Source organism: Streptomyces thioluteus (assembly GCF_039535865.1).
Map to the genome: position 1 here is coordinate 1 of NZ_BAAAXZ010000056.1, position 22,294 is coordinate 22,294.

The 22,294-nt window shown below is 65.8% G+C and carries 27 protein-coding genes and 1 other RNA gene; 13 read left to right on the forward strand and 15 right to left on the reverse strand.

The window, feature by feature from the left end; genetic code table 11:
• A partial coding sequence (locus tag ABD794_RS07225) for an aminotransferase class III-fold pyridoxal phosphate-dependent enzyme (RefSeq protein WP_344961678.1) occupies positions 1–644 on the forward strand: 644 nt, incomplete at its 5' end.
• Between the two features lie 46 nt (positions 645–690).
• Here the strand turns inward: ABD794_RS07225 and ABD794_RS07230 are convergent.
• Entirely contained in the window at positions 691–1,485 is a 795-nt protein-coding gene (locus ABD794_RS07230; RefSeq protein ID WP_344961680.1) for a tyrosine-protein phosphatase, read from the reverse strand.
• 167 nt (positions 1,486–1,652) lie between these two features.
• Between ABD794_RS07230 and ABD794_RS07235 the strand changes: the two genes are divergently transcribed.
• A complete protein-coding gene (locus ABD794_RS07235) occupies positions 1,653–2,450 on the forward strand; it encodes an SGNH/GDSL hydrolase family protein (protein ID WP_344961682.1) in 798 nt (265 codons plus the stop codon).
• A gap of 506 nt (positions 2,451–2,956) precedes the next feature.
• Here ABD794_RS07235 and ABD794_RS07240 read toward each other — a convergent pair.
• On the reverse strand, positions 2,957–3,433 hold the full coding sequence (locus ABD794_RS07240; RefSeq protein WP_344961683.1) for an ATP-binding protein: 477 nt from the start codon (positions 3,431–3,433) through the stop codon (positions 2,957–2,959).
• A gap of 169 nt (positions 3,434–3,602) precedes the next feature.
• Between ABD794_RS07240 and ABD794_RS07245 the strand changes: the two genes are divergently transcribed.
• The 6 genes from ABD794_RS07245 to ABD794_RS07270 all read left to right on the forward strand — a co-directional run bounded on the left by ABD794_RS07245 (position 3,603) and on the right by ABD794_RS07270 (position 8,361).
• Positions 3,603–4,469: a helix-turn-helix domain-containing protein gene (locus ABD794_RS07245; RefSeq protein WP_344961684.1), complete on the forward strand. Its 867-nt coding sequence runs from the start codon at positions 3,603–3,605 to the stop codon at positions 4,467–4,469.
• A gap of 3 nt (positions 4,470–4,472) precedes the next feature.
• Positions 4,473–4,739: a DUF397 domain-containing protein gene (locus ABD794_RS07250; RefSeq protein ID WP_344021811.1), complete on the forward strand. Its 267-nt coding sequence runs from the start codon at positions 4,473–4,475 to the stop codon at positions 4,737–4,739.
• The gene (locus ABD794_RS07255; protein ID WP_344961686.1) at positions 4,736–5,575 is read left to right on the forward strand and encodes an SAM-dependent methyltransferase; all 840 of its coding nucleotides are present in this window, start codon (positions 4,736–4,738) and stop codon (positions 5,573–5,575) included. The genes ABD794_RS07250 and ABD794_RS07255 overlap by 4 nt, the downstream gene beginning before the upstream one ends.
• A 71-nt stretch (positions 5,576–5,646) precedes the next feature.
• Positions 5,647–6,393 (forward strand): SAM-dependent methyltransferase, encoded by a 747-nt coding sequence (locus ABD794_RS07260; RefSeq protein WP_425585953.1) that lies wholly within the window; start codon positions 5,647–5,649, stop codon positions 6,391–6,393.
• A 37-nt stretch (positions 6,394–6,430) separates the two neighbouring features.
• Positions 6,431–7,078: an alpha-ketoglutarate-dependent dioxygenase AlkB family protein gene (locus ABD794_RS07265; RefSeq protein ID WP_344961690.1), complete on the forward strand. Its 648-nt coding sequence runs from the start codon at positions 6,431–6,433 to the stop codon at positions 7,076–7,078.
• Positions 7,079–7,137: 59 nt separating this feature from the next.
• Complete coding sequence (locus tag ABD794_RS07270; protein ID WP_344961692.1) at positions 7,138–8,361, forward strand: MBL fold metallo-hydrolase; 1,224 nt, start codon at positions 7,138–7,140, stop codon at positions 8,359–8,361.
• 833 nt (positions 8,362–9,194) lie between these two features.
• Here ABD794_RS07270 and ABD794_RS07275 read toward each other — a convergent pair.
• The 13 genes from ABD794_RS07275 to ABD794_RS07335 form a co-directional block, all read right to left on the reverse strand.
• Complete coding sequence (locus ABD794_RS07275) at positions 9,195–9,650, reverse strand: hypothetical protein (protein WP_344961694.1); 456 nt, start codon at positions 9,648–9,650, stop codon at positions 9,195–9,197.
• Between the two features lie 81 nt (positions 9,651–9,731).
• Complete coding sequence (locus ABD794_RS07280; RefSeq protein WP_344961695.1) at positions 9,732–9,866, reverse strand: hypothetical protein; 135 nt, start codon at positions 9,864–9,866, stop codon at positions 9,732–9,734.
• A 227-nt stretch (positions 9,867–10,093) separates the two neighbouring features.
• Positions 10,094–11,059: a hydroxymethylbilane synthase gene (gene hemC, locus ABD794_RS07285; protein ID WP_344961696.1), complete on the reverse strand. Its 966-nt coding sequence runs from the start codon at positions 11,057–11,059 to the stop codon at positions 10,094–10,096.
• Positions 11,056–11,529: an NUDIX domain-containing protein gene (locus ABD794_RS07290; RefSeq protein WP_344961697.1), complete on the reverse strand. Its 474-nt coding sequence runs from the start codon at positions 11,527–11,529 to the stop codon at positions 11,056–11,058. Before ABD794_RS07290 ends, hemC begins: the two co-directional genes overlap by 4 nt.
• Before the next feature lie 541 nt (positions 11,530–12,070).
• Complete coding sequence (locus tag ABD794_RS07295) at positions 12,071–12,238, reverse strand: hypothetical protein (RefSeq protein WP_344961699.1); 168 nt, start codon at positions 12,236–12,238, stop codon at positions 12,071–12,073.
• A complete protein-coding gene (locus ABD794_RS07300; RefSeq protein ID WP_344961701.1) occupies positions 12,232–12,663 on the reverse strand; it encodes a hypothetical protein in 432 nt (143 codons plus the stop codon). The genes ABD794_RS07295 and ABD794_RS07300 overlap by 7 nt, the downstream gene beginning before the upstream one ends.
• Positions 12,660–12,848 carry a hypothetical protein gene (locus ABD794_RS07305; RefSeq protein WP_344961702.1) on the reverse strand — a complete coding sequence of 63 codons (189 nt, stop codon included), beginning with the start codon at positions 12,846–12,848 and terminating at the stop codon, positions 12,660–12,662. The genes ABD794_RS07300 and ABD794_RS07305 overlap by 4 nt, the downstream gene beginning before the upstream one ends.
• Positions 12,845–13,207: a hypothetical protein gene (locus ABD794_RS07310; RefSeq protein WP_344961704.1), complete on the reverse strand. Its 363-nt coding sequence runs from the start codon at positions 13,205–13,207 to the stop codon at positions 12,845–12,847. Before ABD794_RS07310 ends, ABD794_RS07305 begins: the two co-directional genes overlap by 4 nt.
• A 253-nt stretch (positions 13,208–13,460) precedes the next feature.
• Entirely contained in the window at positions 13,461–13,703 is a 243-nt protein-coding gene (locus ABD794_RS07315) for a hypothetical protein (RefSeq protein ID WP_344961706.1), read from the reverse strand.
• Positions 13,700–13,891, reverse strand: a complete 192-nt coding sequence (locus ABD794_RS07320) for a hypothetical protein (RefSeq protein ID WP_344961708.1) — start codon at positions 13,889–13,891, stop codon at positions 13,700–13,702. The genes ABD794_RS07315 and ABD794_RS07320 overlap by 4 nt, the downstream gene beginning before the upstream one ends.
• 8 nt (positions 13,892–13,899) lie before the next feature.
• On the reverse strand, positions 13,900–14,298 hold the full coding sequence (locus tag ABD794_RS07325) for a hypothetical protein (protein WP_344961710.1): 399 nt from the start codon (positions 14,296–14,298) through the stop codon (positions 13,900–13,902).
• A 169-nt stretch (positions 14,299–14,467) separates the two neighbouring features.
• Positions 14,468–15,409, reverse strand: a complete 942-nt coding sequence (locus ABD794_RS07330; RefSeq protein WP_344961712.1) for an XRE family transcriptional regulator — start codon at positions 15,407–15,409, stop codon at positions 14,468–14,470.
• 13 nt (positions 15,410–15,422) lie between these two features.
• Entirely contained in the window at positions 15,423–15,719 is a 297-nt protein-coding gene (locus ABD794_RS07335; protein ID WP_344961714.1) for a helix-turn-helix domain-containing protein, read from the reverse strand.
• A 418-nt stretch (positions 15,720–16,137) separates the two neighbouring features.
• Here ABD794_RS07335 and ABD794_RS07340 point away from each other — a divergent pair, with 418 nt between their 5' ends.
• The 5 genes from ABD794_RS07340 to ABD794_RS07360 all read left to right on the forward strand — a co-directional run.
• The gene (locus ABD794_RS07340; RefSeq protein WP_344961715.1) at positions 16,138–16,476 is read left to right on the forward strand and encodes a histone-like nucleoid-structuring protein Lsr2; all 339 of its coding nucleotides are present in this window, start codon (positions 16,138–16,140) and stop codon (positions 16,474–16,476) included.
• Between the two features lie 62 nt (positions 16,477–16,538).
• The gene (locus tag ABD794_RS07345) at positions 16,539–16,847 is read left to right on the forward strand and encodes a hypothetical protein (protein WP_344961717.1); all 309 of its coding nucleotides are present in this window, start codon (positions 16,539–16,541) and stop codon (positions 16,845–16,847) included.
• Positions 16,848–18,345: 1,498 nt separating this feature from the next.
• Positions 18,346–18,412: hammerhead ribozyme type II (locus tag ABD794_RS07350), an RNA gene on the forward strand.
• Positions 18,413–21,297: 2,885 nt separating this feature from the next.
• Entirely contained in the window at positions 21,298–21,543 is a 246-nt protein-coding gene (locus ABD794_RS07355) for a hypothetical protein (RefSeq protein ID WP_344961718.1), read from the forward strand.
• Positions 21,544–21,566: 23 nt separating this feature from the next.
• A partial coding sequence (locus ABD794_RS07360; RefSeq protein ID WP_344961719.1) for a DUF3987 domain-containing protein occupies positions 21,567–22,294 on the forward strand: 728 nt, incomplete at its 3' end.

Consider the following 22,294-nt stretch of genomic DNA (forward strand, 5'->3'; position numbering starts at 1 on the left):
TCTTTGCCTACCAGCACGAGAGCGGCGTCGAGCCGGACCTGGTGTGCGTGGCCAAGACGCTCTCCGGCGGCTACGTGCCGGTCGGGGCCACGCTCGGCAAGGACTGGATCTTCAAGAAGGTCTACTCGTCCATGGACCGGGTCCTCGTCCACTCCGCGAGCTTCGGCTCCAACGCCCAGGCGATGGCGGCGGGGCTGGCGGTGCTGTCGGTCATGGAGGACGAGCGGCTCGTCGAGAACGCCCGGGTCACCGGCGACCTGCTGCGGTCCAGACTCGCGGCGCTGGTGGACAAGTACGAGCTCCTGCACGACGTACGCGGCCGGGGGCTGATGATCGGTATCGAGTTCGGCCGGCCCAAGTCGCTGGGGCTGCGCGGCCGTTGGACGATGCTCCAGGCGGCCCGCAAGGGGCTGTTCGCGCAGATGGTCGTGGTGCCGCTGCTGCAGAAGCACCGCATCCTCACCCAGGTCTCCGGGGACCATCTGGAGGTCATCAAGCTGATCCCGCCGCTGGTCGTCGGGGAGCGGGAGGTGGACCGCTTCGTGGACGCCTTCACCGCCGTCATGGACGACGCGCACGGGGGCGGTTCCCTGATGTGGGACTTCGGGCGAACGCTGGTGAAGCAGGCCGTGGCCAACCGGTGAGGCGGCGGCCGGGGGATCGTCGCGCGACGATCCCCCGGCCGGCGGGTCAGTCCGTCAGCAGCAGCTCGCGCAGCCGTTCCCGGGCCGGGCCGGTGAGGCCCAGGCCCTCGGTGAGATAGCGCTCGGTCGTTCCCCACCGTTCGTCCAGGGCCTCGAACGCGGCGGCGAGGTAGTCGGCGCGGGCCTCGAACAGCGGGGAGAGCAGCTCCAGCACCTCCGGGGTGGTCTCGGCCGAGCGCTTGAGCCGGTAGCGGCGGTGTGGGGCGTTGGACTCCAGGTAGTCCGCCTCGATGGCGTCCCGCGGCACGCCCAGCGCCAGCAGGGTCGCCGTGATCGCCAGGCCCGCGCGGTCCTTGCCCGCCGCGCAGTGCAGCAGCGCGGGCACCGAGCCCTCGGCCAGGGTGTGCACGACCCGGCCGTGCTCCGCGGTCTTGCCCGTGATCGCCGCCCGGTAGGTGCTGACCATGCGGGCGGCGGCCCGGCCCTCGCCCAGGGTGGTGCGCAGCAGTTCCGGGCTTCCCCCGCGGACCATGCGCCAGAACTCCTTGCCGTCCGCCGATTCCGTCATCGGGATGTTGAGGTTCCGGACTCCGGGCAGCGTGACGTCCGGGCCCTCCTGGGCGATGTCGCCGTCGTTGCGGAAGTCCAGGACGGTGTGCAGGCCCAGTGAGTCCAGGAAGGCCGCGTCCTCCTCCGTGGCATGGGCGAGGTGGCCGCTGCGGAACAGCGTGCCGGGCCTGACCCGTCGCCCGTCCGCGGCCGGCAGGCCGCCCAGATCACGGAAGTTGAGCACATTGGCCAGCAGGGGCTCGGCGGCGGGGGCCTGCGGCGTCTGGGTCACGGACGACTCCTCTGGTCTCGGCTGATCTCTTCTGTTGAGCGGACCATACGCCGGTGCGCCGTGGCCTATTCCGGGCCGCGCCCGATTTCGGGGTGGGATACATCACGGGCCGTCAACCCCTGGTTACGGTGGCGTAGGTCACTCGGGAGCAGGAATGATGTGCTGACGTGGCAGACGATTCGAATTCATTGAGCAAGAGCGCGATCGGGTCGTACGCAGCCGTCGGGGACAGCTTCACCGAGGGCGTCGGCGACCCGGGGCCCGGCGACTCGTTCATCGGCTGGGCCGACCGACTGGCCGTACTTCTGGCCGACGAGGACGAGCGCGAGGAAGGTGCCTTCCGGTACGCCAACCTCGCGGTGCGCGGCAAGCTCCTCGACCAGATCGTCGAGGAACAGGTCCCGCGGGCGAAGGAACTGGGGCCGGACCTCGTCACGTTCTGCGCGGGAGGCAATGACATCCTGCGGCCCGGGACCGACCCGGACGACGTGGCCGAGCGCTACGAGGCGGCGGTCGCGGACCTCGCCTCGTCCGTGGGGACGGTGCTGGTCTGCACCGGGTTCGACACCCGGGGGATGCCGGTGCTCAAGCACCTGCGCGGCAAGATCGCGACGTACACGGCCCATGTGCGGGCCATCGCCGACCGGCACGGGTGTCCCGTGCTCGACTTGTGGTCGCTGCGGTCCGTGCAGGACCGGCGGGCCTGGAGCGAGGACCGGCTGCACCTGTCGGCCGACGGGCACACGCGGGTCGCGCTGCGCGCGGCGCAGGTCCTGGGCCTGGCCGTGCCGGCCGACCCGGACCAGCCGTGGCCGGCGGAGGACGCGCGGACGCCGGCCGAGGTGCGGCGGGACAATGTGCACTGGGCGCGGGAGCATTTGGTGCCGTGGATCGGGCGGCGGCTTCGGGGGGAGTCGTCGGGGGACAATGTGGAGCCGAAGCGGCCGGATTTGTTGCCGCTGTAGTGGGGGGTTGGGGGGTTTGCTCCCCGCCCCGCCCTAATCCTCCCCCAGAGGGGGTGCCCCCATCGCAGGAGCTGCGCCCCTGCGGGACCCCGCGGCGCGCGTGCCGCGCGCGGGGGGCGCGCTCCGCGCGGTGGGGTCCTGCTCCGCCGGGGGCGGGCCGGTCCCGCGCTCCGCGCGGGTGGGCGGGGCTTCGCCCCTGCACCCCACCGGGGGCTGCGCCCCCTGGCCCCCGATGGCTTTGCTCTCCGGGCTCTTGGCCTGGGGATTTGTGCCTTGGGCCGTGGCCGGGCTTCCCCCCTGGGCCCCGACCAGGCTGCGTCCTTGGCCCCGAAGCGCCCTTCGGGCGCTGCTCTCAAGCTCCCCGGAGGGGGCAACTCAGCCCGTCCGGCGCTTGAGGACGAACGCGCCGCAGGTGCGTTGCGGGGGCCGGGGCGCAGTCCCGGGAAACGGTGAAAGGGCGGGGCGGGGAGACATCGCCCCGGGGTCACCCGTGGGCACCCGGGGGCTCAGACTCGGCCGTACGGGGCGGACTTGGGTGGGGTCGTGCACGTTGTCCGGTGGGGGAGGTCCGCCCAGACCACCCGGCCCCGGCCCCCGCCGTCGTCGGGGCGTACGCCCCACGCCTGGGAGAGGGCGCCGACGAGGAGAAGGCCCCGGCCGCTCTCCTCGTCCGCGCCGCTGCACCGCGCACGCGGCTCGGTGGAGGCGCAGCCGTGGTCCGCCACCTCTATGCGCACGACGGCCGGGCTGACCCGGACCTGGCAGCTGACCTTGTCGCTGTCCGTGTGCCGCACGGCGTTGGTGAAGAGTTCCGAGACGACCAACTGGGCGTCGTCGCACGCAGTTTCGTCGATACCCCATTCCCGCAGCCGGGTGAGGACTCGTCTTCGCGCCTCCGCCACCGAGGCGTTGAGGGCCGGGAAGTGAAAGGCGTAGGCGTCCGTCGGGCGCCCGCCGAAGCAGCCGCCGCGGCGCCCCAGCAAAGGTGCGTCTTGGGAGGGGACCACTCCGCAACTATGTGCGATGTGAGTCAGGTGTGGCAAGCTTCAGTCTGTAATTTGCAGAATCGGAAGCACAGTCTGTCGGCTTCGTATGCTGCGTGGCACACTGCTGGCATATGACGGCGCGTAGGGCGGCAGTTGGAGGGGTCCAGTGGGGGAAGCGCGGCCGGCAGGGGCCCCGACCGTGCTGCGGGTCGTCCTCGGCAAGCGGTTGCATGATCTCCGGGAGGCGGCCGGGCTCTCCTTCCAGGAGGCGGGCCGGGCCCTGGACGTCACGCATGCCACGATCCGCAGGATGGAGAAGGCCGAGGTCGGCCTGAAGGTCCCGTACGTGGAGAAGCTGCTGCGGATCTACGGCGTGGACGACCCGGCCGAGGTCGAGGGCTTCCTCGCGCTCACCCGCGAGGCCAACCGCCCCGGCTGGTGGCACCGCTTCCGCGACGTCCTGCCCGACTGGTTCAGCGCGTTCGTCAGCCTGGAGGGGGAGGCCAACCTCATCCGCGCCTATGAACCGCACTACGTCCCGGGGCTGTTACAGACGGAGGACTACGCCCGCGCCGTGCTGCGCGCGGGCCAGCCGCACGCTCCCGAGGCCGAGATCGAGCGCGCCGTCGCCGTCCGCCGGGAGCGCCAGAACCTGCTCGTGCGGGAGAAGCCGCCCCTGCTGTGGGTGGTGATGGACGAGACCGTGCTGCGCCGCCCCATCGGCGGGCCGGAGGTCATGCGCGCCCAGGTGGCCCGGCTCATCGAGGCCACGGCCCTGCCGCACGTACGGCTCCAGATCATTCCGTTCGCCGCCGGGCCGCACCCGGCGATGTACGGCCCGTTCCACATCTTCCGGTTCCCCATCGAGGAACTCCCGGACATCGCGTACGCCGAAAACCTCATCGGCGCTTCCTACTTCGACCAGCGCGAGGACGTCTCGGCCTTCCTGGAGGCCCTGGACCGGCTGTGCGCGCAGGCAGCCCCCGCACACACCACCAAGGCATTCCTGGGTGGCATTCGTAAGGAGATCTGAACCATGGATCTGGATCGCGTCTACAACGGCATGCCTGCCACCGACCTCGGGACCGAGGGCTGGAGCAAGCCGTGGAGCGGCGGCAACGGGGGAAGCTGCGTCGAGGTCATGCGCCTGCGGGACGGCCGGGTCGCCCTGCGCCAGTCCACGGACCCGGAGGGTCCCGCGCTGATCTACACGCATAGCGAGATCGAGACCTTCATCCGGGGCGCGAAGGCCGGCCAGGCCGACTTCCTGCTCGCCGGCGCGGACGGGGGGCCGCGGACGTGAGCCGTCCGGACGGGGGCTTCACGCCCGGTCAGATCGACACGAGCCGGCCGCATCCGGCGCGGATGTACGACTACTACCTCGGGGGCTGGGACAACTACGAGGTGGACCGCGAGGCCGCCGACCGGCTGCTCGCCCTCGCCCCCGAGACCCGCCCCTCCGCCCGCGCCAACCGCGCGTTCCTGCGCCGGGCGGTGCGGGAGGTGGTGCGCCGCGGCGTCCGGCAGATCATCGATGTCGGGACGGGGATTCCCACGTCGCCCAACACCCATGAGGTGGCGCGGGAGATCGCGCCGGACGTCAGGGTGGCGTACGTCGACAACGACCCGATCGTGGCGACGCACGCGGGCGCGAAGCTGACGAACGCCGGGAACGCCGGATTCGTCCTGGCCGACGCGCGGGAACCGGAGGCGGTCCTCGCGCACCCGGTGGTGCGGGAGTTGATCGATTTCGACGAGCCGGTGGCGCTGCTGCTCGTCGCGGTCCTGCACTTCATCAAGGACGAGGAGGACCCGGCGGGGATCATCCGGGCCCTCACCGGGGCGCTGCCCGTGGGAAGTTGTCTCGTTCTCACCCATGGCACCGGCGACTTCACCAGTGGGGCCGCGCGCTCCGCCGACGCCGCGTACCGCAACGCGACGGCTTCGGTGAGCCTGCGCGGGCACGGGGAGATCGTGTCGTTCTTCGACGGCTTCGACCTGCTGGAGCCGGGAGTCGTGCAGGTGCCGATGTGGCGCCCCGACGGCCCGGCGCCCGCCGAGGACGACCCGGCGCGGGCCGGTCTGTACGGCGGAGTGGCCATCAAGAGGACACACGAAGGCGAAAGGAACACGGCGTGACGGAGCAGGGCACCGACAGCACGGGCTTCCCGGCCGACCGGATCGACACGAGCCGGCCGCATCCGGCGCGGATGTACGACTACTACCTCGGGGGCTGGGACAACTACGAGGTGGACCGCGAGGCCGCGGAACGCGTGATCCGGATGGTCCCCGACGCCCGCCCCAGCGCCCGCGCCAACCGGGACTTCATGCTGCGGGCCGTGCGCGAGGTGGTCCGCGGCGGCGTCCGGCAGATCATCGACGTCGGCACCGGCATCCCGACCTCGCCCAACATCCATGAGGCGGCGCGGGAGATCGCGCCGGACGTCAGGGTGGCGTACGTCGACAACGACCCGATCGTGGCGACGCACGCGGGCGCGAAGCTGACGAGTGCCGGCAATGCCGGATTCGTGCTCGCGGACGTGCGGGAGCCGGGGGCGATCCTGGAGCACCCGGTGGTGCGGGAGTTGATCGATTTCGACGAGCCGGTGGCGCTGCTGCTCGTCGCGGTCCTGCACTTCATCAAGGACGAGGAGGACCCGGCGGGGATCATCCGGACCCTCACCGAGGCGCTCCCCAAGGGCAGCCACCTCGTCCTCACCCACGGCACCGGCGACTTCCACCGGCACATCGAGGGCAACGCCGCCGAGGCGTACCGGAACGCCACCGCCCAGCTGACCGTGCGCGGTTACGAGCAGGTCCTGCCGTTCTTCGACGGCTACGACCTGCTGGAGCCGGGCCTGGTCCAGGTGCCGCTGTGGCGGCCGGACGGCGAGGGCCCCGCCCCGGCCGACCTGGCCCGGGTGGCGTTCTACGGCGGAGTCGGCGTCAAGCACTGAGATGTCGGGTGGTGAGGCGCCCGGTTAGGGTGGCCGCATGGACGACGAGCTGTTCCCCCGCCCGTCGGCCGAGGTCGCCCCGGGCGCCGTGCACGTCCCCGGCTGGCTGGACCCGCCCGCCCAGCGCCGGCTGCTGGCGGCCTGCCGGGAGTGGGCCCGTCCGCCGGCCGGCCTGCGCACCGTCCGCATGCCGAGCGGCGGCGAGATGTCCGTCCGCACCGTCTGCCTGGGCTGGCACTGGTTCCCCTACGGCTACGCCCGCACCGTCGTCGACGGCGACGGCGCCCCGGTCAAGCCGTTCCCCGGCTGGCTGGACGCCCTCGCCCGGGACGCGGTCGCCCGCGCCTACGGCAGCGACGGCGGCGCCGGGCCGTACGACATCGCCCTGGTGAACTTCTACGAGGCGGGCGCGAGGATGGGCCTGCACCGCGACAGCGACGAGAAGTCGACCGCCCCGGTCGTCTCGCTCAGCCTCGGCGACACCTGTGTCTTCCGGTTCGGCAACACCCGCACCAGGACCCGGCCCTGGACGGACGTCGAGCTGCGCAGCGGCGACCTGTTCGTCTTCGGCGGCCCGTCCCGTCTCGCCTACCACGGAGTGCCCCGGACCCTTCCGGGCACCGCGCCCGCGGACCTCGGCCTCACGGGCCGGCTGAACGTGACGCTGCGGGTCAGCGGCCTGTGACGGGACCGTCCGGGCACCCGGCGGATAATGGGGAGAACCGCCCACGCCTTGGAGGTGCCGTGACAGGCTTCCGCCCGACCAGCTCACCGCTCGACGTCCTGCGACCCGCGGCCTTCGGGGCCGACCCGTCGGGGGAGCGGATGGCACGCATCAGGCGGTCGCCGAACTTCCGGGACGGGGTGTTCGTCAATCCCGTCGCCGCCTCGCGGCTGCCGTCCGGATCGATGCCGGCCTTCCTGAGCACCTACTTCCGCAAGGAGGAGCGCGTCCGCCGTGCCCCCGCCCACGCGATTCCGGTGCACCCGACCACCGTCGCCGACCTGGCCGTGCCCCCGGCCTCGGGGCTGCGGCTGACCTGGATGGGACATTCGAGCGTGCTGGCCGAGATCGACGGGCACCGCGTCCTGTTCGACCCGGTCTGGTCCGAGCGCTGCTCGCCGTTCGCCTTCGCGGGGCCGCGCCGTATGCACCCCGTGCCCGTACCGCTGGCCGAGACCGGGCCGCCGGACGCCGTGGTGATCTCCCACGACCACTACGACCACCTGGACATGCCCACCGTCCGCGCCCTGATCCGGACCGGCGCGGTCTTCGTGGTGCCGCTGGGGGTGGGCGCCCACCTGGAGCACTGGGGCGTCCCGGCCGGGCGGATCACCGAGCTCGACTGGCACGAGTCCACCGCGGTCGGGGGCCTCACCCTCACCGCCACCCCCGCCCGCCACTTCTGCGGGCGGGCGTTGCGCAACACCCAGCACACGCTGTGGGCGTCGTGGGTGGTCGCGGGGCCGGAGCACCGGGTCTTCCACAGCGGGGACACCGGCTACTTCCCGGGCTTCGCGGAGATCGGGGAGCAGTACGGGCCGTTCGACGCGACGATGGTGCAGATCGGTGCGTACTCGGACATGTGGCCCAAGAACCACATGCATAGTACGCCAGAGCCCGGCCTGTGGCCAGACATCCACATGAACCCTGATGAGGGGCTGCGCGCCCACCTCGACCTCCAGGGCGGCGACCCGACGCGCGGCGTGCTGCTCCCCATCCACTGGGGCACCTTCGTTCTTGCGCCCCATCCGTGGGAGGAACCTGCCGAGTGGACGATGCATGCCGCCCTTCAAGCTGGCGTGACCATGGTTGCTCCAAAGCCCGGTCGGCCGTTCGAGCCTGCGAACCCTCCAGCTGTTGAGCCGTGGTGGCGTGGCGTTGCTGTACCTCCTGAAGTCGGCTGGGAGGGGCAGCCGTTCGTCAGAACTATCGCGCAGACACCCCACGCCCTGGTGGAGGCGTAGCCATGGATGACCTCAACCAAGTGGTTCGCATGCTGGGTGAGATGACCGAGGAGGAACGAGCCCGTCTCCTACGGGCAATCGACGGCCCTCCCCGATCTGACCAAGGGCAAGTAGCCCAGCAGCTCACACCCATACCAACATCGGGAGGTTCGTCGCGCGTTGTCGTCCGCACCCGAGTCGTCAGGCTAGAACAGCCCAATTGAAGCTGGGTGAAGGCGGCGGTCCCGGCCGGGAAGCTCCGTAAGATCAGTAGAGTAGATGGGGTGCACTCAACAGGGTGCACCCCTTCTCATGCTCTCGGTGGATCGGGCGGATGTGGGCGACGAGGAGTGGGCTGGCTTGCCGAGCCGCATCCTTGATGCTCTGAGGCGGGGTGGGGTTGCCTCGCTCCGCCCCGAGGCGGGCGCTTGTGATGCGCTGCATGACGGCCAGGAGATCCCTCTAGGCTCCCTCTGACCCGAACGGCTAGGATGCGCTCACCTCTCCTTGGCTGTCTGCCTGTTGGGTGGTCGCATCTGGTGAGATGCAGTGATCGGGTGAGCTCCGGCCAGAAGGAACCCGAACATGCTTGAAGCCCCAATCCGGCGCTAACGGGTTGGGGCTTCAAGCATTCGTAGTGAGTCGCACGGAGCGAGCTCTAGAGCGCTGAGGTTCAGCGGTCGTCGTCCGGCGCCGTGCGATAGACCACAGCGTCCAACGCGCCTATCAGCCCAGCGGCATGCAGGGCTGCACGTAGCTGGACGGCCGTTCGGAACGGGGAAATCGTCGTCCATGGCCCCTTGCATAGCAGAAGCCCCGGCTCTCGCTGGGGCTCCGACTGCTCTTCCTGCGCCCTACCCTCCGATGAACACCCGGCTCTCCAAGACCTTCTGCGCCTGGGCATGAAGATCCGGATCGGTCAGGGCAAACCGACCGACGTGAAGCCGGTCGTGCCCGTACATCGTCTGTTTCAGTTCAGTGGTGCCGTCAAGCTCCAGTGACCATGCAACGTCACGCAGGTCGAGCGTGCCGGGCTTCGGAGCCATACGGGAGCTCCAACCGGTACAGATGAGCCAGCACGCCTCTGCGAAGCGGGCGCCCGCAGACCCATAGAGCTTGCTCGGCTCATGCCGGGCGGCCACGTCCATCAGCGGGACGTCAGCGACATCGGGGCGGGGGACGTAGCCGACGATCGCGGTGTCGCCGAACTCGCCCATCGTCGTGTAGGCGCCGACGGCCCATCCGTCAGGCCACGTGTGCAGCCACGCAAAGACAGCCACCCTGCCAACACCCTTGATCAACTTGGCCATTGGTACCTCCATAGCGTGAACGGCCCCGCTCCAGCTTCCCAGAGTGGGGCCGTCCTGTTCTGACTTAACGGCCGTTAGCCGTTAGTTGTCGCCGCAGCCGGCCGGAGGGTTCGAACCGCCACCATCGCCGTCCTCGATGTCGGTGTTCCCCTGGTCGTTGCCGCTGTCACCGCCGTCGTTACCGAACAGCAGTACCGCCAGCTTTTCCGGGTCCATGTGCATGTTCCCTTCATGAGCCGTGCCGGCCCGGGGACCACCCCCGAGCCGCCTTGCGGTGGTGCGACCCGGCCGGCCGCGGTTCGCTACCGCGGCCAACCGGGCTTCGTGCCACCCCCTTCGATCAGTCGTACGGAGCCTGTGGCCACCTGACCGGAGTGGGCGTTGCAACCTGCCTCCCGCCTCGGGAGCGGGGGACGCATCCCTGGAGGTACGGGAGGCAGGAGTCAGTGGGGGATGCCCTCGATGATGTCCCGTGCGCCCTGCCGGAGGAGTTCGGCGGAGACGCGGGCCCCGAGGGTGCCCGGGTCGTTCGAGTCCTCGCCCCAGATGTGGGCGTGGACGAACTTGGAGCCGTCCCGCGAAAAGACCATACCCCGCAGTGAGAGCTGCCCATCGGGTTCCGAGATGCAGTGACCGGCGATTGGGCTGTTGCAGTGGCCGCGCAGGCCGTGCAGCATGACCCGTTCGGCAGTGGCCTCGGTCTGCGTCCTGGGATCGTTCAGGCGCTCCAGCAACGCGGCGACGGGACCATCGTCACGGCGACACTCCAGCGCGAGGACGCCGGCGCCGACGGCCGGGAGGATCTCGTGCACGGTGAACTCGTGACGGATGCGCTCTTCGAGACCGAGGCGTTCGAGTCCGGCGCGAGCAAGCACCATGGCTTCGGCCTGAAGGTCACCCTTCTTGCCGTCGAGCTTTTCGACGCGGCTTCCGACGGCGCCTCGCACCCTGATCACGTTGAGGTCGGGGCGCACCTTGAGGATCTGGGCCTTGCGGCGCACGGCTGTGGTGGCGACAGCGGCACCGGGGGCAAGGTCGGCGAGCGTCTTGACCGTCGATCCTTCGGGGACGAGAAGGACGTCGCGGACGTCGTCGCGCGGGAGCATGGCGGCGAACACGAGGCCCTGCGGCATCGGGACGTCGCCGGGCACGTCCTTGAGGCAGTGGATCGCCATATCGATGTCCCCGCGCTGAAGTTGCGCGTCGATGTCCTTGACGAACAGGCCCTTGCCGCCGAGCTGCGCAAGGTCCCCGTGCCAGAGGTCCGCTTGGGTGGTGGTGGGCTTCACCTCGATTTCGAGGCCGGGCACCAGTTCGCGGAGGAGCTGGGAGACGTGCTCGGTCTGAGCGAGCGCCATGGGTGAACTGCGGGTGCCGATGCGCAGGGGGCGGTCGGCGAAGTCGGTCATGATGTTCCCTCCGGTTTCCTCGTCTCTCGGTACGAGGTGGTACTGGGCTGATGGAGCCACGGGACGATGCGGGCCGCGATGCGGGGGTACTGAAAGATCAAGTCGCCGACGGGCGTCCAGCGCCAGAAGGCGATCTCGTCGTGCTGCAAGATGATGTTCTCCTCCTCGACGGGCCGGAGTTGGGGGCCGGCGAAGACGAAGACGAGCCGGTCGCGTCGCCCGGGGTGGGTGGCCGCAACCCATTCGACGGCGGCCAGCTCGCGGATGCGCTCGCCGAGGTCGAGGTTCAGTTCTTCGCGGACTTCCCGGCGGGCGGCATCAAGCGGGGACTCGCCCTGGGCGACGAGGCCGCCAGGGAGCATCCACGGTGCGTCCTGCTTCGCAGGAGTAACAACGAGCGCATGCCCCTGGGGGTTAGTGATCAGCACGCAGGACCTGATGGGGTGCCCCGGTGCAGGAGTAGTGGCCATACGGTCTGTCCCTGTCGTGGCAATCGATGTGTGAACTCGGCAAGGAAGCTTGCTCGCCCGCTCCCCCGTGGCGGGCGGGCCTACAGAGTGACCTCGGTGATCCCGTGGTCTTCTACGAGATGCCGCTTCTGAAGCTCGCGTGCACCCTCGGCGATCTCGAATTGACCAAGCTGTTCAGTGGTCCAGATCACGCGCCCGTTTCCCGGGCACGTCGGGCAGTCCCGACGGAGCAGAGGGAGATCCTTGGCAGGCATGGGGCAATCACCTCCGGGTCCACGTGCAGTCAGAAGGGGGTGCCCGGTCGGCCGGCGGGGTAGTGGGCCGACCGGGCAGGGACCTGCCCCTCTGACGGAGGAATCCGGCACACAACCAGGGGGGACCAGGTGATGTTGGATTCGCAGAGAGGCAGGGGTCCAGGGGCGGTGCACTGCTCCGTGCACCGCGAGCCAGAGGACGGCCACGCCAACGACGACCAGACCGCCGACGAACAGCAGCCCCCCTGCGGCGCCCCGCCAGTCGGACCGGCCAGCACGAGGCCGGCTCACCACCGCACCACCCGGTGCGCGGTCGCCCGGTGCTGGGCCAGGTCCGCCGCATGCAGCTCCTGGGCGCGGTCGTCGCCGCGCCGTCGGGCATCCCGGAGAGCGTTGATCTTCACCAGGCAGAACCGGCAGTGGCCCCCGCTGCCGCTGCGGGCCGCAGTCAGCACGGGCCGTCGCCCCCTCGGCCGGGGTCGTTGTACAGGGCGTACGCCTCCGCCTGCCCCCGCACGTGTACGCCGTCCTTCAACAAGCGGTCGCGCAACCAGGCTTCCCCGCAGCGGTACTTGCGGTGGATCGCCTTGATGGACAGGCCCTTCACATATGACGCGCGGACCTCCGGCCAGGCATCCAACACGGCCTGCTGCCCCGGCGTGGGGAGACGGGGGCGATCGATGCGCGCACGGATCCCCACGCCCGAGTCGAGGAGCTGCGCGCGCAGCCAGTCCTTGGGAACTCGGTAGCGAACTTCGAGGCGCTGGAGCGAGTCACCCTCACGGTATGCCTTGACCACCGCCGGCCAGTCGTTCATCGCAGCCTGTTTGGCCTGTTCGATCTCGGCGCGGCTGCGCTGGAAGCGAGGAATGGATTTCATATCAGGTTCCGGTTCAGGTCGATGCGCGCCGTAGGGCGCGGCGCCGAATACAGGTGATCTGAAGCGGTCGCGACGCTGAATAGGGCCCACAGCAAGAAGAGGAGCGATACGGCGAGGACCAGGACGGCGAGCACCGTCCCACACCCCTCAACCACCAGGTGGCGCTGCCCGATCTTGATCCTCACGGAGCCTCCCCGTGCATGGTCAGGCAGTGCTGGGCCTGGAGCCGCTGCATGACCTTGGCGTATCCCAGGTTGCCCTGCACTGATGCGGAAAAATGCGAGCGGATATTGAGGGTGCAGACCAGACAATCGGGCCGGAACAGCGGCCGATCCCCCTTGGCCGGGGCAGCACCTTCCGGGATGGGCGCCGGCGGGACCACGTACCCGTGGGCCTGCAACAGGTGGTTGGTGAGCGTCTGGCATGCCCTGCGCGCCGTGGGCACCGCACCGTCGAACAGGGCGGTGATGATCTCCTGGCCCTGTGCTCGGCATGTCTCGCAGCCGGCTTCCAGCGGTGGGAACGTGACGATGCGCGTCATCATCGGGCCTTGGCCCCCCTCGGAGGCTCCTTCAAGCGGCTCGGTCGAGCGACCGGTACGAGCCCGGACACCGTCACCGGGCGGCGGCCACGGAATATGAGGGTCTTGTACTCGTCCCATCCGAGATCGGCCCGCATATCGATCACCGGCCACCAGTCGCCATCGAGGTGGAAAAGGTCGCCCAACTGGATTCGCATCGGGGGAATCTGGAGGACCGTCATTCCGGGCGGGGCCAGCGCCTCCCACGTCGTAGTTGTCAACGCAGACGCCCGCGGCCGTCGGACGACGGGACCTGTTTGACCACCGTGACCGTGTCCACCGGCACGATTCGTTCCACGCCGCCCCGCGGGGGCCGGATGAACGCCGCGTCGAACCGGCGTCGTCGTTCCCAGTGCGGGGCGTGCGGGTCCTCCCAGTCGCGCATCACGTCCTTGAGGACTCCTTCGTGACCCGAGTTGGCGCGGACCCACTTCCCGACATCACGTTCGGAGACCGTCATTTGGACCTCCAGAGTCCAGCCTTCTGGAGCTCGGACTTGGTGGCGATCCGGACCCTGTCGTCCGGGCAATCCCAGGCGTCCCCGCCGTCGGGCGGGCAGAGCTCGACGCCGCGCCAACGCTTCTTCACCACCCGACCCAACTGGCCGTTCCGGGTGTCCACGGCCCAGTTCCCCTCTCGGGGGGTCATGCTGACCGTCATCGAACAGTCCTGGACGGCGGCTCACCCACGTACTCGACGAACGCCGGCCGCTCCAACAGCCAACCCCGGAACTGTTCCTTGCTCGGGGGATAAAAGGCGATCTCGTCCTCGCACCGAGCCACGAGGCCGGTGACATCCCGATCCTGGAGCAGGCGCTCGACCTTCGGCCAGAACTGCCGATCGGTCCGGTTGCTCGTGATGTCGGCGACGTCGAAGAACGTGCTGTGCACGATCCAATCGCGAGCCTCGGCCTGTGCTCGGAGGTGGCTCAGCACGGCATCAGGGCTGCTGCTGTCGTGAACGAGGGCGTAGGCGACGACGTTCACCCGCTCGGGGAAGCCGCTGGACGCGTTCGCGATGTTGCGGCGGCGAGCCGTGTAGGGCGACTGATTCATGCGCCATACCGTGCCGCGCAGGGGGTTTGGTCGGGAAGAAACGAGGCGTATCACTCCTGAGATTCGCGGACCTGCGAGTGATACGCGGCGCAACACTGGATGGGTGCGGAGCCTCCCAAGTGTTACGCGGCGTATCACCCCCGCTACGAAACGGTTGGCATATGCCAACTCATAGGACTGACTTCGTTGTTGCTGCGGAGAAGCCGTCCACCGGGACGGCCGGAGCGCCGAGCACGCTTGATACGTTCCGGAGACGAGCTGTGTGGGCTGGCCCGATCTTCTGCATGATCACCGTGGGGAGCGCTTGGTGCCGAGCCCACTGCGGGGACCCCCGTAGCACGCCCTCCAGGGTGTCTAGTGCACTGTCGTACATCCGGGCATCAGCCTGCGCCATCGCGACGTCAAGTAGGTAGCGATTGCGCGCGGCGTCCGCCAACTGCTCCAGTCGGTTGGGCTCCCTCGCGACGCCTTCGATCAGCCGAAGCGCCTTGCCGGTTTCCCCCGTGGTGACGTTGATCCCTACGGCCTGGGTCAGCGCGGTGATCGGCCCGCAGCGCGCACCGTGGAAGTCGCGTTCGCGGCCCAAGCGAGCTCCAACCGCGTGGAGTTGGGAGAGGAAGTCACCAGTGCGGTCGGTGTCATCGTCAAGGCGGGCTGATGTGACGGCGCAGTGGTTGAGGAGATTGCCGTACACGGTGAGGCGCTCCGGTGTGGCATCGGAGTACGAGGGTTCGACATCGGTCGCGGCCTTCACCGCGACCTCCATCGACCGTTGGAGACGGCCGTCTCGGAGGTAGATCCAGGAGCGCGCGGAATCGACACGGGCGGTCCGTAGGGGGTCGCCGGCCGCTTGTGCTGCGGAACGCGCGTGGCCGACAGCGGCGTACGCGAGGTCGCGGGCAGCGAACAGGTTCCCGATGCATGCGGCGATCTGGTAGCCGTCTGACAGCGCCCCCAGCGCCACGCTGGCACGGTCACCGTCAAGCGCTCGGGCTGTTACGGCGGCATCGACCAGTAGGGGGCCGAGGATCGCGCCCAGCTCCCTGTAGTTCCCCGCCCAATAGAGCTTCCAGGCGTGCGCGGTGGACTGTCGGAGCTCCTGGAGGGTCACCGGCTCTGCTTCGTCAGGAAGGAACCCGCCGGCCGTCCTCGTGAACACACAGTGAGATAGCTCGAAGCGTCTTGCGGTCATCGGTTTCCATCGCCCGCCGTGGAGCCTGTTGCCCGAGGATGATTGAGGCATCGACCCCTAGAGCGTTAGCGATCTTCACCAGCGTTGACAGAGACATGCGGCGGTCCTGCTCCGCGGCACGGATCGTGGGCATGGACAGCCCAGTTTGGTTGGCTAGCTCCTGCTGCGAGAGCTGCTTGCCGCGCAGGATCTTGATGCGCTGCCCGTTGCTGTAGTCGCTCCACCGCATGTGTGATCACTCCGTTCGAACGTCGCTCATCCTGAACGTACCCGCCACCGTGCACCGGGTCCCAGAGATTGTCAGGGCTCGAACTGCCATGCCACTGACGCGAGGTTGACGTCAACAGGGCCGATCAGTCCGAACAACCCTCTTCGAGCTGTGCGGCCCGCGCCTTCAACAGCGCGGTCAAGTCCGGGTAGAGCTCAGGCCAGCCGACCCGCGGCCGCAGAGGCTTCGTCGATGACACCCAGCCGAGCTGACGCACGGGGTCCAGTCCTGGCACAACCGGGCCTTCCTCGTGACGGTCGTCAAGATTGACGCTTTTTGCCAGTGCCCAGAGGGATGCCTCACGATGGTCCGAAGTCCTCTGGCTCTGGCACGATCAGAAAGTGCCCACGCACATTCATCTTGTGACTACAATCGCGGCATGGCACAGAGAATCATCACCACTTTCGTGGACGACCTCACTGGTGAGGCATCTGAGGACGTCCAGACTCATACGCTCATGCTTGACGGCAAGCAATACGAAATCGACTTGAACGCGGCGAACTTCACCGAGCTGTTTGAAGGCCTTCGCCCGTATGTCAGGAACGGCCGGAAGGCGAAGGCCACAGGACAGACGCGCTCCGCCGGCCGCGGCCCCGCGAACCGCTCCGACGAGACCGCCAAGATCCGCGCATGGGCCAAGGAAAACGGCCACGAAGTGAACGACCGTGGTCGAGTCCCTGCCGGGATCCGAGAGGCCTACATGAAGGCCAATAGCTAAGACACCTCACGCCCCCTCGACACCATCGGGGGGGTCGTGTCATATGCGAAAGAGGTTGACTGATGGGGGACGACAACGTCTCGATGTACAAGGACAGGCAGGGCACAAGCATCAGCGTGGAGCGTTGGGGGCAACTCTGGGAGGACAAGGGTTACCGAGTTGTGGCTGAGACACGGGACGGAGACCTCATTATTCGCACTGTGTGGGAAGGCGTGGCCGGCAGTCCTGTAGGAGTGATGTATGCATCGGGGGTGTCGCATGACGGCGGCAAGACCTTCAGGACGCGGGCGCAATGGGCACAGACGGAGCCCGAGGCGGAGCAGCAGCATTCAGAGGTTCTGGCGCAGCTTTCGCAGCTGACGGGCGACTGAAGGTGTGCGGAATTAGTACAGTCCCTGAAAAGAAGGCCCCTGGAGTGCAGCAGGGGCCTTCTTCGTTTTGCGCCGCGCCTGTTGGGCGTTAAATGAGTAAAGTAGACGCGGCCTAGGGAATTGAGTAAGGCGTCAGTCACACCAGGTCACCAGATGCGTACAGTGTCGGAGGGTGGGCCTCGGGTGGCGGTTCCCTCTTACACATCTAAACATTACCCCTACCTCATGGTGTGTCTACTCAACTATTCTTTGCACGCATTGTTGCTTTATTCAACTATCTAGCCTAGTGGGATGCCGGCATTGAGTTGGATAGGTAGATGGTTGGGATGCCGGCGTCAGGGAGTTTGGTGGGCGATCCCTATCTAGGGAATGTGTGGTGCCGGGGTTCTGGATGGAGAGTGGCTATACCCTTTGCAGGGCTTCAGTGCCCCCTCTGAGAGCCTTTGGTATTGGGGTGGTGCATGGCTATGCCGCTGCACTTTTTCGAGCCTTAGGTGGCCGCTGGGTGGCTTCCGAAAAAGTAGCCGAGAGGGCAAGGTTAAGTGTGTACACGGGTCCCTCGATCGTGTTAGTTTTTCCTTGTCGCCAAGAGGGACCGGCGGAAACCGAAGCCGAAAGGCTGAGGAGGAAGCTTGGTTCCGCATGGCGAGATAACCGAATATTCGCTACGGAGGCTGACCGTGTGTAGAGCCTGAACCACTGCGTCAATGGTGGGTCGCTTAGGTTAATCAAATCACGGGTGAATCGAAGGAAGCGGCGTTGTTTGTTAACTGAAGAGTGTAGCTATGTTCGTGGGTGGGTGACTTTTGCCTGCGAAACCGGTAGTGGTGAGGTCTTACCCTTTGAGTGGGGTGCGTGCCGCTATTAGGTCGTAGGCACGGCGCTTGTGTCGTGACTATGTGCTTTCAAGCCTGCGAACTTTCTCCAATTTTCTTTCTTTCTCTCTTTGTGCTTCGGCGCAGCTTGGGGGATAGGGCGGGTGTCGGCTTGCCATGAGTCGTGCCCATGTGTGAGTCCTGTCCTTCTTGCTGCCCTTGCAGGCTGTCATGGTCTGTTGGGTGTAATGCCTTGGGGAGACTGATGAGAGGAGATGTTGTGAGTCGAGTATTCGGAGTGTGGCATGGAGGTATCGGCTATGGGCTGGGCAGAATGTTTGATGACATGGAGTCTTGGCCTACAAAGGGTGCCGCTAAGAGGGCTCTGGTAGGACGCCTGGAGCCTGGTGGCTCGCCGCATGATGATTTCGCAAGGAAAGTGCTTTTCGATGAGAGTGGCACAGCTTCTGTTGGTGAGGAAGTGGGGGCCATTATCTACCCTCTTGTGGATCGGGAGTCTTGCTATCTGGATGTTTATGGGTGCGAGAGGCGTGGTCGCAAGTGGGCGCTGTCTGGCGAGCCGATAGAGCGATGGATTGTTGGTCCGCGCCTCGGGTGCAGGTCGAAAGCTACTGAGCGATTAGGCGAGGCTTATTTTTTTACCTTGAAGGTTAAGCGTGTACAGCCGAAACGCCCCTTCGGGGGCGTCTGCGGGAGATGGCTTCCCCGTACTGAAGATGGCAGGCCATAGAGAAAAGGAGATGTTGACGTGATCGCGTTGTATTCGACTGATTGGAGGCTGGATGTCCTTCGGCCGCCTACGAGGTGCGGTCGATGTCGGTGGCGCCGCGTGATCGCTATGCTGGAGTGGCCATATGGGTCCGGAGTCCATAGAACTGTGTTTCTTGACTCGTGCTGGGAGACTGCCGTGTGGCGATGGGATTCCCTGGAATCAAAAGTGATTTTTCATTTTCTTCCATTGAAGACTCTCCTGAAGATCCCGGTTGCCAGGTTGTGGCCACGGCGGTGCGCTGGCGACCAAAACGGCCTTATGGGTGGGCGTTGTTTCGACGTCGTGAGCATGCGGGGCTTGTTGATGAGGCCGGCCGTGCTGTGGCTTCCCCCTGCCTAAATGGGAGGGGAAGCATTAACGCGGATCTGAATGGTCATTAGCCGAAACGCCCCTTCGGGGGTGTCTGCGGAGATGACTCCCCGTACTGAGGTGGCAGTCATGAGTAAGGAGGGTTTTCGGAGTTAAGGTGAATTTGCGACACAAAGGGGCGGGCTACGACGTATGCCCTTTGGGACGTCGAGAGCTTCTATAGGGGGGGGGGTTTTTTTTTTTCCCCCCCCCGCTGTCAATGCCAGGCCTTTTCTATCACGTGCCTTCTGGTTCGGCGTCACTTAAGAGTGTCGAGTCGGATATACGTTTGAGGCGCCGAGTGATAGAGCCCCTAGTAAACATGTGTCTTAGGTCGTAATTCACGTGGGGGCAAGTACGCCACGGGGAGCGTAAGCAGTTTTCTATCCAGCGTGGAGCTTGCTGGTGTGTCAATGAGTGCGGCTGTGAGGGCGTGTGCACTGGAGGATTTCTGTGAGATTGAGTTCTGACGTAGGCTTTTGGGTCGGTCCCCGCATTGTCGGGGCCGTCATGGCCTGTCAGGTACGGCGAGGCCAGGTGAGGGATTGAGAGGGAAGCCATGTGTGTGTGACAGCGCGCTAAGAGGGGCAGAGGATGCAGGTACGGGAATTGTCATCGGATACAGCATTCTCGACGGGTCTGTTCCCGAACAATGCTGTAGACATCGTTGGGGGCAATCGTGTGCAGAGGCGTATGGGTCATCTATCCGGTTCACAGATATGGGTGCCAATGCAGGATTCGACGACCACTGGACTCGCATTCTTGGACGTTGTTGTAGTAGCCTATTGGGGCGTGACGCGGTGGTGGTACTGCGTGATGGAACCTGTAGAGTGAGTTGAGTTGGAGCCTCGGCCCTTTGCGGGTTGGGCTATGCGGAGTTCGCGTTCCTCCGTCGGGGCACTGTGCCATAGGCCACTACAGAGGAGGAAGAGGAGAACATCATGGGCTGTCGCAACGAGCATGTAATCGAAAGGCGCGTACGGATTTGTTTCCATCAATTGGAAGCGCGCGGTGGGATTTGGTCTCCCGAGCGCGCGCCCGATACACGTTCTTCACTGATGAAAGTCGTGACTGCGCGCCGGATGAAGTTACCCCGAGAGGTGATGGCGACCCGGATGAACCGGAGCTTCCTGGACCGATTTTGGAAAGCCAATTGTTACTCAGTGAGGGGTTTTTCGATCACATGGGATGCGTTCTTCGATGGCCCTGCCACAGCGAACATGGATTGAATGAGCCTGATACCACTTGCCCCGGGGCAACCGCAGACATTCGCCTCAGTGATGCTCATGCTGTTGAGGATTCCCTTAGTGAAGCGGCGGATCAACCTTGGTGGCGCTGTCGTGGTTGGAAATACACGAGGATGCGCACGAGGTTGGTATGCGCTTCTACGTGCTCTGAATCCCGATGATGGATCGTGAGTGGCTGATCGGTCATGTTGTAGAGGCCGGGGATGTGCGGACGATTCTGCGGGCTGCTGAGCATCTGATGCCGGCAGACGCGGGAGGCTTCACTGTCTCTGCGTCTGCTCCTATCAGATGACTCGAAGGAAGCACGGTATGCCCTGCAATCCCTTCAAGGGACCTATCACGCTGACACGATCTTGCAGTATGGCGTTTTTGGTAGAAGGGCGTTGGGCGTATGGGTAAAGCCGTAGCTTTCATCGCCTGTCTGGCCCTTGGTGCCGTGTGCGGGTATTACGGGCCGCTGGCATTCGTTGATCTCGTGCGTACAGGTTCCTACGGGTCTGCACTGGTGGATGTCGTGGCGTTAGCCGGGTTTCTCGCAGCGGCGTGGATTGTTCAGATCCGGCCGAGCATCGTGATTCCCGCAGGATGCTTAGGCATTGGTGCTGGGATTTGAGTTGCTTTGGATTCACTCTCAATGAGTGGGCGGCCTCCCTGGTGGTTAGTCCCTGGTTCGATTCCGGGGAGAGGCCCTGTGGCCACAAGGCCACGAGAGAAAGGGAAATGCTGTGATAGTGCGCTGTGAGGCATGGGACGTGGAGTCCGAACTGATGAAGTCGTTTCACGATGTTCCGGCCGAGTATCACATTGAGACGACGAGTGACGGTCCATTCGATCCGAACTCACTACCGACGATATGGCATGTCTGTGAGGAACACATCGAGTGGGTTCGGGAGCATGCGCGAGAGATTAGCCAAGAAGAGATTTCGTGTCAGGTTCCCTTAGAGGAGTGGTGTAGGACTGACATGCTCTGTGGTCACACGATCTGAGTGCGCATAGTGGTGCACTCCCGCATGGCGGGAGTGTGCTGCCATGCATTCTCAGAATGAGGATGCGAGAGAGAAAAGGAGATAGGTCATGAAATGCGGGCCCTGCGCTTTGGAGGGAACCGTGTCCACTGCCGTGGGGCTCGTAGGAGTGACCTTCGGCAGCGTGGCCGAAGTGGGACTCTGTGGCACTCACGCCCAACAGTATTGGGAGTGGTTCATGGAAGCTTTCACTAAGGTTGCCATGATTGATGGAGAAGAACCATGACGGGAAACCGGGAAGTCGTCTTCTACGGGCCTATCGGGGAAGCGGTGAAAGCTGTTGCCCCGTTCACAGAAACGGATCCGATCGGCATCTACGCGGCGGCTCTGTCCATGTGGTCGATGGCAGTCAGTGACCGGGTATTCCTAGACGAGTCCAAGAAGCGTTCGCCTCTTGTCTCGACAGTTCTTGTTGCCGGGACAGGTGTGGGTAAAAACGTTGCCCTTCACGCTTCCGGCACATTATGAACGAGTCCGTAGGACTTGAACTCATGATGCGCGAAACATCCGGGATCACGTCAGGGGCCGCACTGGTTGACCATCTGCATGAGCAGATGGAGATAACCCAGGAAGCATCTGGGGTGCCGGACACTCGTGCCCTGATCATTGAGCAGGAGTGGAAGGAGACTCTTGAGACGGTGGCCCGGGATCGGTCGTACGGGCCGAAGATCCGGCAGGCATGGGACTGCGAGACGCTGCGGAATAACACGACACGGAAAGGCCCTAACCATCAACCCAAGGTGGTGCCGAATCCGCGCGTAGTCTTCCATACGCACATCACGCCTGAAGACTGGCAAACCATGGTTTCGCTCAAAGAAGCGGCAGGCGGCTCTTATAACCGCTTCCTGCCCGTAGCGCTGTCCGATGTTCCTTTGCTCAGAAGGCGAACAGTGCCTCTCGTGAACACAGGGGACCTTGTGAGGGCGTACAAATGGGTGCGTGAGGCAGACCGTGTCATGACTTTCACATCCGCTGCCGACCACATTTATTGGGTCATGCGTCGGGCCGAGAAGGTCTTGATCAAGAGTCTGCCGAAGAACCAGAGTGTTTACGTTTCCCGTTCAGCAGAGCAGACATGGCGTGTGGCTGCACTCCTAGCCTGTTCTGAGGGGTCGTCCCGGATCGCGGTAGGGCACATGGAAGCCGCTGCCTCCTTCGTGAAGTACAGCATCGATACGGTGCTGAATCTGACGAAGGAGCTGTCTGGGACCGGCCGTCC